8 protein-coding genes and 3 tRNA genes are annotated in these 11,801 nt (G+C 57.6%); all 11 read left to right on the top strand.

Features of this window, described 5'->3' with window-relative positions; genetic code table 11:
* Nucleotides 1-106: 106 nt before the first annotated feature.
* Nucleotides 107-179 (top strand) — tRNA-Gly (locus AC5FXY_RS15980).
* Nucleotides 180-319: 140 nt separating this feature from the next.
* Nucleotides 320-392 (top strand) — tRNA-Gly (locus tag AC5FXY_RS15985).
* A gap of 60 nt (nucleotides 393-452) precedes the next feature.
* Nucleotides 453-536, top strand: a tRNA-Leu gene (locus AC5FXY_RS15990).
* Between the two features lie 255 nt (nucleotides 537-791).
* Nucleotides 792-2,264: a CoA-acylating methylmalonate-semialdehyde dehydrogenase gene (locus AC5FXY_RS15995; protein ID WP_493557703.1), complete on the top strand. Its 1,473-nt coding sequence runs from the start codon at nucleotides 792-794 to the stop codon at nucleotides 2,262-2,264.
* 202 nt (nucleotides 2,265-2,466) lie between these two features.
* Complete coding sequence (locus tag AC5FXY_RS16000; protein ID WP_493557704.1) at nucleotides 2,467-3,819, top strand: aminotransferase class III-fold pyridoxal phosphate-dependent enzyme; 1,353 nt, start codon at nucleotides 2,467-2,469, stop codon at nucleotides 3,817-3,819.
* A 121-nt stretch (nucleotides 3,820-3,940) separates the two neighbouring features.
* The gene (locus AC5FXY_RS16005; RefSeq protein WP_493557705.1) at nucleotides 3,941-5,758 is read left to right on the top strand and encodes an NCS1 family nucleobase:cation symporter-1; all 1,818 of its coding nucleotides are present in this window, start codon (nucleotides 3,941-3,943) and stop codon (nucleotides 5,756-5,758) included.
* Between the two features lie 156 nt (nucleotides 5,759-5,914).
* Nucleotides 5,915-7,291 carry a dihydropyrimidinase gene (gene hydA / locus AC5FXY_RS16010; protein WP_493557706.1) on the top strand — a complete coding sequence of 459 codons (1,377 nt, stop codon included), beginning with the start codon at nucleotides 5,915-5,917 and terminating at the stop codon, nucleotides 7,289-7,291.
* A 308-nt stretch (nucleotides 7,292-7,599) separates the two neighbouring features.
* Nucleotides 7,600-8,466 (top strand): nitrilase-related carbon-nitrogen hydrolase, encoded by an 867-nt coding sequence (locus tag AC5FXY_RS16015; protein ID WP_493557707.1) that lies wholly within the window; start codon nucleotides 7,600-7,602, stop codon nucleotides 8,464-8,466.
* A 94-nt stretch (nucleotides 8,467-8,560) separates the two neighbouring features.
* The gene (locus AC5FXY_RS16020; RefSeq protein ID WP_493557708.1) at nucleotides 8,561-8,800 is read left to right on the top strand and encodes a hypothetical protein; all 240 of its coding nucleotides are present in this window, start codon (nucleotides 8,561-8,563) and stop codon (nucleotides 8,798-8,800) included.
* 130 nt (nucleotides 8,801-8,930) lie between these two features.
* On the top strand, nucleotides 8,931-10,262 hold the full coding sequence (locus tag AC5FXY_RS16025; protein WP_493557709.1) for an FAD-dependent oxidoreductase: 1,332 nt from the start codon (nucleotides 8,931-8,933) through the stop codon (nucleotides 10,260-10,262).
* A gap of 2 nt (nucleotides 10,263-10,264) precedes the next feature.
* Nucleotides 10,265-11,671 carry an NAD-dependent dihydropyrimidine dehydrogenase subunit PreA gene (gene preA / locus AC5FXY_RS16030; RefSeq protein ID WP_493557710.1) on the top strand — a complete coding sequence of 469 codons (1,407 nt, stop codon included), beginning with the start codon at nucleotides 10,265-10,267 and terminating at the stop codon, nucleotides 11,669-11,671.
* The last annotated feature ends 130 nt before the right edge of the window (nucleotides 11,672-11,801 follow it).

The following is an 11,801-nucleotide window of genomic DNA, read 5'->3' on the forward strand; positions in this document are numbered from 1 at the left end:
GAATTAGAAGTAGTTTTTGGGGTCTTTTTTTCAAGCAAGGTCTTGACTTCTTTTACCCAAATTGTACCTTTGTGTCATCAATCGCCGCTACGGCGGATGACCTCAAGCGAGAGTAGCTCAGTTGGTAGAGCGCGACCTTGCCAAGGTCGAGGTCGCGAGTTCGAACCTCGTCTCCCGCTCAAAAGAGGATGTTGCTTCGGCAATATCCTCTTTTTCGTTTTAACTGGCCCTGGCATCAGAATTTTTGTTTGCCTATTGACTTCGAAAATTCTTGTTGTACCTTTGTGCCACCAATCGCCGCCACGGCGGATGACCTCAAGCGAGAGTAGCTCAGTTGGTAGAGCGCGACCTTGCCAAGGTCGAGGTCGCGAGTTCGAACCTCGTCTCCCGCTCAAAAAAGGATGCTGCTTCGGCAACATCCTTTTTTACTTTAGTGCAGGACTGCTGCACCAGCCGGAGTGGTGGAACTGGTAGACACGAGGGACTTAAAATCCCTTTTCCGCAAGGAAGTACGGGTTCGATTCCCGTCTCTGGTACTAAAAGCCTTCTCAGCTCAATGCTGGGAAGGCTTTTTGCTTTTACACGGTACTCGCGACGTTGGGTTGAATTAAGTGGCTGAAGTGCGAGATTGTAGGTAGCCGGGCCTGAGGCTCGGTATGCCGGCGGTCTGAACGTACTGCTGGTAGGGGAGGTATGCTTCGCTTGCGAGTAGCTAACCGCAGATAATATGACTAGCGCAGTTGCATATCCGCTTGAAACCAATTACTTGCAGGGGTTAACAATTCGGTAATATGGAAGTTGAAACCCTAAAGTACCCGGCGGTGCGCAATTATGTAGCAGGCCGGTTTGTGGCGGAGGACGGTGCACGGACGCTCGATGTGTTTAGCCCGCTCAGCGGGGCGGTAATCTCCACGGTACCTCTCTCTGGCGCTGCGGCTCTTGACGAAGCCGTAGCTGCCGCGAAGGCGGCCTTTCCCACTTGGTCAGCTATGCCGATCAAGGAGCGGGTGCAGGTATTCTACCGATACAAGACACTGCTCGAAAAGCACATTCAGGAATTGACCGAACTCGTGCACGAGGAAAACGGTAAGACCTTGGATGAGGCCCGGGCCGAAGTAGAAAAAGCTATCGAACTAACCGAGTTTGCTTGCTCGCTGCCACAAATGGTAGCCGGCGAACTGATGGAAGTGAGCAAGGGCGTGGAATGCCGCGTGGAGCGCCGGCCGCTGGGCGTGGTTGCCAGCATTGCGCCCTTCAACTTTCCCAATATGGTGCCGCACTGGACCATCCCTAATGCCATTGCCCTTGGCAACTGCATGATCCTAAAGCCATCGGAGCAGGTGCCCATCAGCTCCGGACGCATTGCCGAATTACTGAAAGAGGCCGGCCTGCCCGATGGGGTGTTTAATGTGGTAAACGGTGACAAGGAAATCGTAGAAGCCATCTGCGACCACCCCGACATCCAGGCGGTGTCGTTTGTGGGCTCTACCAAGATTGCGAAGGTGGTGTACCGCCGGGCCGCCAGCAACCTAAAGCGCTGCGTGGCTCTGGGCGGTGCCAAGAACCACTTGCTGGTGCTGCCCGATGCCCACGAAGAAATGACGGCTTCCAACGTGGCCGCATCTATGTCGGGCTGCGCGGGGCAGCGCTGCATGGCCGGCTCGGCCATGGTGGCTGTGGGCTCCGTCGACCACATCATCCGTCGCTTGGTAGATGAAGCCCGCAAGATTGTGCCGGGGCAGAACCTGGGCTCGGTTATCAGCCGCGAAGCCAAGGAGCGCATCGAACGCTACATCACCGAGGCGGAGCAGGCCGGCGCCACCGTGCTGCTCGATGGCCGCAGTGCCACCGTGGCGGGGCAGGAGGACGGCTACTACGTGGGGCCGACGGTAATTGACCACGTGACGCCCGACATGGCCATTGCCAAAGAAGAGGTATTTGGGCCGGTGCTGGCCATCATCCGGGCCGAAAATCTGGATCAGGCCTTGGCCATTGAAAACAGCTCCAACTACGGCAACGCCGCCGCTGTGTTCACGCAAAGCGGCGGGCTGGCGCGCTATGTAATGGAACATGCTTCCGCGGGTATGATCGGCGTGAACATCGGCGTGCCGGTGCCACGGGAGCCATTTTCCTTCGGGGGCTGGAACGAGTCGAAGTTCGGCTCCTGCGACATCACGGGTAAAAGTTCTATCGAGTTCTGGACGCAACTGAAGAAGGTTACAACCAAGTGGAACCCGGAGTCAAGGGTGAACTGGATGAGCTAAACTGATGGCCAGCTTTCTGACCTCTGACCGAGTTAAGAAAAGTACGCTCTGAAAGGGTGTTTAATTCAGAAAACAAGCGGTAAATAGGTGCCTTGAATTCGCCTGAATGCTGTAAGGCATAATTATCGGAAACACGCCTTTTGTCGCCTACAAAAAGGCAGTGAAAACGTGTGTCGCACTTCCCTCTTTCCCACAACCAAAAATGGAAACATTTACTGAAATAGATAAGGAGCAAATCCTGCACGATAACCTTGAATACACGTTATTTTCTTGGTCGAAGCAAGCAGGATTAAATCCGATAAATGCCGAGCGTGCCGAGGGGGTATATTTGTGGGACCGGGACGGCAAACGTTACATCGATTTCAGCTCGCAGCTGATGAACGTGAACATCGGCCATGGCCACCCGAAGGTGACTGAGGCTGTGGCCGCGCAAATGCGGGAGCTGAGCTACGTGTACCCCGGCATGATTACCAAGGCCCGCGGCGACCTGGGGCGTAAGCTGAACGAGATTACTCCAAAGAACCTGACCAAGGCTTTCTTTACCCTAGGCGGCGCCGAGAGCATCGAAAACGCCATCAAGCTGGCGCGGCTCTATACCGGGCGGCACAAGATTGTGACGCTGTACCAGTCGTTTCACGGAGCCTCGTACGGGGCCATTAGCGCCGGCGGCGACCCGCGCAAACTGCCCGTGGATAGCCAGGCTATGCCTGGAGTGGTACACGTAGAAAACCCCTACTTCTACCGCTGCCCCTGGCACAGCCAAACACCCGAAGAGTGCGCTCAGCGCGCCGCCGATCACCTGGAGCGCATCATCGGCTATGAGGGGCCGCAGAACGTGGCGGCCATTATGCTGGAAGGCGAATCGGGTACTTCGGGCTGCATCAAGTACCCGCCCGGCTACTGGCAGCGGGTGCGCCAGATCTGCGACCGGCACGGCATCCTGCTCATTGCTGATGAGGTGATGTCGGGCTTCGGCCGCACCGGAAAATGGTTTGGTGCCGACCACCACGGCGTGAAGGTGGACATGATGGCCATGGCCAAGGGTATTACGGCTGGCTACCTGCCACTAGGCGCCGTGATGGTAGACGAAGCCATTGCCGCCCATTACAATGACCGGCCCCTACCGCTGGGCCTGACGTACTCGGCGCACCCGGTGTCGTGCGCTGCCGCGGTGGCCGTGCTGGACATCTACGAAGAGGAAAACCTAATCGAAAACGCCGCCGAGATGGGCCGCTACATCGAGCAGCGCGTGGCTGAAATGGCGGAGCGGCACCCCAGTATCGGCGACTTCCGCAACACGGGACTGCTGGGCTGCATCGAACTGGTGAAAAACCGTGAGACCAAGGAGCCCATGGCCCCTTGGAATGCCGCACCCGACCAGATGGGCGTGATGAATCAGGTGATGGCCAAAATTCGCGAACTGGGCATGTACACCTTCGTGCGCTGGAATTACATTTTCATCGCGCCGCCGCTGAGCATCACCAAAGAGGAAGTAGACGAAGGGCTGGAAATCATTTCCCAAGCCATCAGCATTGCTGATCAGCACGTGCAGTAGCGCGGCTTTTTTAGACCGCGTTCTTCGGATAGTAATCTTCTGAATTGTAACGGCCAGGCAAACACTGACTACAGTCGGTGCTACCGTTCGTGCCTTCACGTGACCTAACGCGCAGCATACCATGGCCGAAATCATCGAACTGCAGGAAGATGTCACGGGCTCGCGCCTGTACAATACCGATCTGGCGCCAGTGCCACCGAGCGGCCGTACCTGGAACAAGTGGCACCTCGCGGCGCTGTGGGTGGGCATGGCCGTGTGCATCCCGACGTACATCCTGGCCTCGTACATGATGCGGGCCGGGCTGAGCTGGCAGGCCGCGCTGATCATCATCGGCGTGGCTAACCTCATCATCACGGTGCCCATGGTGCTAAACGGACACGCCGGGGTGAAGTATGGTATTCCGTTTCCGGTGCTGGGTCGGGCGGCGTTCGGAACCAATGGCATCCACGTGGTGGCGCTGGTACGGGCCGTGGTGGCCTGCGGCTGGTTTGGCGTGCAAACGTGGATTGGCGGCCTGGCCATTTATGCCATCTGGAATGCCGCCACTGGTCAAACGGGCTCCTTCGAGCTGGATGCGCCCAAGTTTGTCTGCTTCGGGGTGTTCTGGCTGATCAACATCTACTTCATCTGGCGCGGCACAGAGAGCATCAAGTGGCTGGAAAATCTGTCGGCGCCTTTTCTGATTCTGATGGGTCTGGTGCTCATTGGCTGGGGCCTGGTGCGGGGCGGTGGTTTGGCCACGGTGCTGGCGCAGGGGCCGCAGCTCAGCCAGCCGGCGGCGGTGCTGCAAGCAGATAATGCAGGCCGGCTCACGTTGCAGCTGACGCCCCTCAAGAACGCCGACGGAAGCCACAAAGCCGCTGAGTATCAGCTGAGCCTGCCCACTACTGAGGGAAAAACGGTCAAAACTGCGTGGGAGGGCCTGCCTGCCGCCAATGCTTTTCGGGCCTTGCCCACGCTACCTAGTCTGGACGAGGCCAGCTTAAGAACTGGTAATAAAACGCTAGGCGTGCAGTACCGCGCGCCCTTTTCCCAAGCTGCCAGCGGCTTGACCAAGCCCCGCAAAGGCTATCATTCTTCGAGCGTTGCGCAGATCAAGCTGGCCGTTCCATCCGATCAGGGCACGGGCGCTACCATTTGGCAGTACTTGCTGTGGCTGACGGCTATGGTCGGCTTTTGGGCCACCATGTCCCTGAGCATTGCCGATATCACCCGGTACGCCGCCAGTCAGCGCGACCAGGTGGCGGGGCAGTTTCTGGGCCTGCCGGGCACCATGGTGCTATACTCTTTCGTGGGCATTTTCGTGACCTGCGCCACCGTGCTGCTGTTTCCCGATCTGCTCATTGCCGACGATGCGCCCTGGGACCCGGTGTCGTTGCTTTCGCGCTTCGACAATCCAACTGTGGTGATTTTGGCGCAGCTGGCTATGCTGGTGGCCACGCTCAGCACCAACATCGCCGCCAACGTCATTGCCCCGGCTAATGCCTTCGCTAACCTCGCACCGGGGCGCATCAGCTTCCGTGCTGGCGGCGTGGTGGCCGGACTGATCGGCATTCTGATCTGCCCGTGGTGGCTGCTCAGCGAGATTAGCGGCATCCTCACTTTTGTAAGTGGTCTGCTCGGGCCGGTGCTTGGTATCCTGCTCTGCGACTACTACCTCGTGCGCCGCAAGCGTCTGCTGCTGGCTGAGCTTTACCGTCCTGACGGCATCTACAGCTACGGCGGCAGCGGCTTCAATCCCGCCGCCATGGTCGCGCTGGCACTAGGCGTGCTCACGGCCTTGGTCGGTTATTGGGTGCCGAGCCTTAGCTTCCTGTACACGCTGTCTTGGTTTACGGGCTTTGGAGTAGCTTTTGTGAGCTATTATTTTCTGTATTCGCGGCTGGCGCTAAAACAAGAAAAGCCTATGCCGGTAGTAGCTGCTTCGGCTGATTTTTAAATATCGATTGGGTATTCTAAAATATTGGCGTCAGAGTAGCTGAACGAGTGGGTGGTTATTTTCTGTTTTGGAAGCAATTGTATTTGCTGGCTTATTGCTTTTTGAAATAAATTATCATAGATTTTCTGCCTACACTCCATTCTCTTTTTCTGCTTGATGCCATCTTTACTAATTAAGAATGGCCGCGTCGTAACGGCCGATTTCGATAGCGTGTGCGACGTGCTGGTAGAAGGCGAAACCATTGCGGCTATTGGGCGCAATCTGCCGATGCAAGCTGACCAGGTTATTGATGCGACGGGGAAGGTAGTAGTGCCTGGCGGCATCGACCCGCACGTGCACCTGGACATGCCTTTTATGGGCACTTTCAGCTCCGATACCCACGAAACCGGCACCCGCGCCGCCCTGCACGGCGGCACTACCACCGTCATCGATTTCGTGCTGCAGAAGCAGGGTCATTCGTTGCGCGAGGCGCTTACGGAGTGGCAGGGGCGCGCCACCGGCAACGCCGTGGGCGACTACTCCTTCCACATGGCCGTAACCGATTTCAACCCGAGCACCAAAGAGGAAATTAAGGAAATGGTGGCCGAGGGCATCACTTCCTTCAAGACCTTCATGGCCTACAAGGGCGCTTTGATGATTGATGACGCGCAGATGGTGGGCCTGATGCAGGAGGTTCGACGGCATGGGGGCCTGGTGACGGCCCACGCCACCAACGGCGACATGATCGACACGCTCATTGCGCAGCACCGCGCCCAGGGCAAGCTCACCCCGCGCTACCATTACCTCTCGCAGCCTGAAGTAACCGAAGCCGAAGCATCCGGGCGCTTTGCCGACATAGCTAACTACACCGGCGTCAACGCTTACATCGTGCACCTGACCTGCGAAGGAGCACTGAACCAAGTACGCCGTGCCACTGAGCGCAACCAGCGCGTGTTCGTGGAAACCTGCATTCAGTACCTGCTGCTCGATGCTTCCTTGTACGGCGACGAATTCGATGGTGCGAAGTGGGTGATGTCGCCGCCGTTGCGGGAGAAGAAGGATCAGGAAACGCTTTGGGCCGGCATTAACCAAGGCTTGGTACAAGTAGTGGGCACCGACCACTGTCCCTTTATGTGGAAGCAGAAGCAGATGGGCGCCGACGACTTCTCTAAGATTCCGAACGGGCACCCGGCCATCGAACACCGTATGGAACTGTTGTTTTCGGAGGGCGTCAGCAAAGGCCGCATCAGCCTGCAGCGCTTCGTGGAAGTCACGAGCACCAACGCGGCCAAGATCTTCGGCATGTTTCCGCGCAAAGGCACCATCAGCATCGGCGCCGATGCCGACCTGACCATCTTCGACCCCGAGCGGAAGCACACCATCTCAGCCGATACGCACCACATGAACGTGGACTACTCCGGTTACGAAGGCTGGGAATTGACCGGCAAAGTGGACACTGTGGTGCTGCGCGGCCAGATAGCCGTGCAAGATGGCGAGACGAAGGTGTCGCGTGGTTACGGTCAGTTTATCCGCAGAGGGCCAACTATTTACTAACTTATAAAAAGGCTGAAAGGCAAGAGAAGCTAAAGCTAGTTTCCCTCCTCAAATGAGGAGGGGTTAGGGGTGGTTGACCAGTCGTTGAACGACTACCCCAGCACGTCATGCTGAGCTTGCCGAAGCATCTCTACTGATGGTACTTCAACGAAGCGGTAGAGATGCTTCGACAAGCTCAGCATGACACAAGCCATAAGTAACTCTAATCTTTCAACCACCCTCAACTCCTCTACATCCGAGGAAGAATCTAGTCTAGCACTAGCTCACTGCCGACACTCTTTTCCCAACCAAATAACCGCGTACCCACAATGCCACGAATCATTAAGTCGGGGCTCATTCAGATGAGCTTGCCCATGACCGAGGGCGAAGGCACAATTGAGGAAATCAAGGAAGCCATGGTGCAGAAGCACATTCCCTTAATTGAAGAAGCTGGTCGGCAGGGCGTTCAGATTCTTTGTTTGCAGGAAATTTTTAACACGCCATACTTCTGCCCCGGACAGGACAAAGCTTGGTATGCCTCCGCCGAATCTGTGCCAGGGCCAACTACGGAGCGCATGGCCGAGTACGCCCGCAAGTACAACATGGTCATGATTGTGCCCATCTACGAGAAGGAGCAGGCGGGCTTCCTCTACAACACGGCGGCTGTGATTGATGCCGATGGTACCTACTTGGGCAAGTACCGCAAGAACCACATCCCGCACACGTCGGGGTTCTGGGAAAAGTTCTTCTTCAAGCCCGGCAACATGGGCTACCCCGTGTTTCAAACCAAGTACGCCAAAGTGGGCGTGTACATCTGCTACGACCGGCACTTCCCCGACGGCGCCCGCGTGCTGGGCCTGAACGGAGCCGAAATTGTGTACAACCCCTCGGCCACGGTAGCGGGCCTCTCGCAGTACCTCTGGAAGCTGGAGCAACCCGCTCACGCGGCCGCCAACGGCTATTTCATGGGGTGCATCAACCGGGTGGGGGAGGAGAAGCCCTGGAATCTGGGCCGCTTCTACGGTACCTCGTACTTCGTGGACCCGCGTGGGCAAATCATTGCCGAAGCCGATGAATACAAAGACGAGCTGCTGGTAGCTGAGTTCGACCTGGACATGATTGACGAGGTGCGCGCCACTTGGCAGTTTTTCCGCGACCGTCGCCCCGAAACCTACGAGAAGCTGGTGGAGCTGTAAAGGCCTACTTTAGGCAGCAAAACTCCACCAACTGACTGTGTCAACACGAGCCGAAATTATAGGGTACTATAGAAAGGCAACATATAGCTACGCTATGCCCTTTCTGTTGCTGCTGCTCGGGTTCGTGGTGCAATTCTTCTTCTCGCTGGCGCTGTTAGCTCTGCTGCCATTTGCTGTGGCAGGGCTGTACTTCACCAAACGCGGTCTGGCGCTTGCCGTGAGCAACGGCGACCTAGAGAAGAAGGACGTGGGCTATGCTAATCTGATTCTGGGAGCCATTGTACTTGTGCTTGGCTTGCTCGGGCTAGGGTTTGCTTATGTGATGACAAATTAGCCCGGCTGCATTGCTGAGCAGTTCCGCCGCCACTTAATTCATTGGTAGTTACCACTTGTGGGGCACAGGCGAAATATCTCGCCTGTGCTCGACGTGCTTTTCTCTCCTTCCGCAACCAACGCCACTCCCCATGGCCGAGTACCATACCCCCACCACCGAGCAGGAGTTTGCGGCGAATTTTGCCCAGATCAAGCCCCTGATGAGCAACACCGAGGCGCTTTACGAAAGCTCCCGCTGCCTGTTCTGCTTCGATGCGCCCTGCATTAAGGCCTGCCCCTCCGGCATCGATATTCCGCAGTTTATCCGGCAGATTAATACCGGCAACACCACCGGTGCGGCCAAGACCATCTACGAGGCCAATTACTTCGGTAACGCTTGCGGTAAGGTGTGCCCCACGGAAGTGCTCTGCGAAGGCGCCTGCGTGTACAACCTGAATGACCAAAAGCCCATCGAGATAGGGCGGCTGCAGAGTCACGCTACTCGCAAGGTTATCGACAGTGGACAGAAGCTGTTTGGCCCAGGAGCGCCGAATGGCCGCAAGGTGGCCATTATTGGGGCCGGGCCGGCGGGCATCAGCTGTGCCTGCGAGCTGCGGGCCTTGGGCTACGAGGTGGAGGTGTTCGAGGCCCGCGAACAGCCTTCGGGGCTGACGATGTACGGCGTGGCGCCCTACAAAATCACCAACGAGGAAACGCTGGCCGAAATGGACTACTTGGAGGCACAGTTTGGCTACCGCGTGCATTACAACCAACCCATTAATTCCCGCCGTGAATTGCAGGCATTGGAAGAGTCTTACGACGCAATTTTCCTCGGTATCGGGCTGGGCAAGACCAATGCCTTACTGCTGCCGGGCGAGGAACGGCATAACTGCGTAGGCGCGGTGGAGTTTATCGAGCAGCTGCGCGTGCAGCACCACCACGTAGCCGTTGGCCGGAAGGTTATTGTGCTCGGCGGCGGCAACACGGCCATGGACGCCGCCTCAGAATCGGCCCGCCTAGGCGCCGATGATGTAATTCTGGCCTACCGCCGCGGCAAGGACGAGATGGGCGCCTACGGCTTCGAGTACGAGCTGGCCAAACACGCCGGCGTGAAGGGCCTGTTCAACGTGGCGCCGGTGGAAATCGTGGGGAATGGCCGCGTGGAAGGCGTGCGGTTTATCCGTACCGCAATCCAGGATGGGCAAGTGCAGATTGTGCCCGGCAGCGAGTTCGTGGAGTCTTGCGACATGGTCATCAAAGCAACTGGCCAAGCCAAGCAGACTCACTTTCTGAACCAGATTCCCGGTTTGCAGCTCGATGGCAAAGGCCGCATCGTGGTCGATATGCGCACTGGCCAAACCACCAATCCCAAGTACTTCACCTCCGGCGACGCTCTAAACGGCGGTGCCGAAGTAGTCAATGCCGCGGCCGAAGCGAAAGTAGCCGCCCGGGGCATTCATGAGTACCTCTCAAATCAGCTGTAGTCATGCCAGATCTGTCGATAAACTTTGCCGGCATCAAGTCGCCGAACCCGTTCTGGCTGGCATCGGCGCCGCCTACTAATTCGGGCTATCAGGTAATGAAAGCCTTTGACGCGGGTTGGGGTGGTGCCGTGTGGAAGACGCTGGGCGTGCCCGTGGTGAACGTATCGAGTCGCTACGGCAGCGTAAACTACCGCGACAAGCGCATGGTAGGCTTCAACAACATCGAGCTGATCTCGGACCGTCCGCTCTCAGACAACCTGCGCGAAATCGAGGAAGTCAAGAAGCGCTTTCCCCATCATGCCGTCATCGCCTCGCTCATGGTGCAAAGCCGCGACGAGTGGCACCAAATCGTGCGCGACGTGCAGAACGCCGGCTCCGACGGCATCGAGCTGAACTTCGGCTGCCCGCACGGCATGTGCGAGCGGGGCATGGGCTCGGCCGTGGGGCAGGAGCCGGAAGTGCTGCGCACCATTGTGGAGTGGGTGATGGAGGTGGCCCGTATACCGGTCATCGTGAAGCTTACGCCCAACATCTCCGACATCACTGAACCGGCCCGCGCTGCTCGGCTAGGCGGTGCCGACGCCATTTCGCTCATCAATACGATTCAGAGCATCGTGGGTGTGGATCTGGATAAGTTCGCTCCCTATCCGATAGTGGACGGCAAAGGTACCAACGGCGGCTATTGCGGCCCGGCTGTAAAGCCCATCGCGTTGAACATGATCAAAAACTGCGCGCAGGATCCTGATGTGCGCCTGCCTATCTCGGGAATTGGCGGCATCGAGAACTGGCGCGACGCGGTGGAGCACATGCTGCTTGGGGCCTCGTCGGTGCAGGTATGCACGGCGGCCATGCATTTCGGCTTCGGCATCATCCGAGAGATGACCGCCGGCTTGGAGCAGTACATGACTGAGAAGGGGTTCAACACAATCTACGACTTTGTGGGCAAGGCCCTACCGAATGTGAAGCATTGGGAAGAGCTGAACCTGAAGTACAAAGTCACGGCCCACATCCACGAGGACAAGTGCATCGGTTGCCAGCTATGCTACACAGCATGCGAAGACGGCGCCCACCAAGCCATTGCCCTGCGCGAAGGTACCCGCGTGCCCGAAATCATCGACGAGAACTGCGTAGGCTGCAATTTGTGTTCTTTGGTGTGCCCAGTGGAGCAGTGCATCACCATGGAGCGCACCGATGCCGACACCGAGCACCTGACCTGGCAGGAGCGCACTGTTGCGGGCGACATTCCGACGACGTTCAATGACGAGCGGGCTGGCGGCCTGCACCACTGGGTGCCCGAGCCGGCCGCCGCGCTTGGCAAGGAGCGGCACAAAACGTTGCCTGGCAAAGCCCGCGCCCTGGGCAGCCCCGCTGAAGCTGCGGCTGCTTCCGACGTGTTGAGCGAGTCTTAGTGCTTGTCTGGGTTCTGACTAATACGCCCAAGAACGTCATGCTGAGCTTGCCGAAGCATCTCTACAGAACAACGAGGCAGTAGAGATGCTTCGGCAAGCTCAGCATGACCTAAATCTTGAACCCTTCAAA

The organism is Hymenobacter sp. FMD4 (assembly GCF_058932745.1).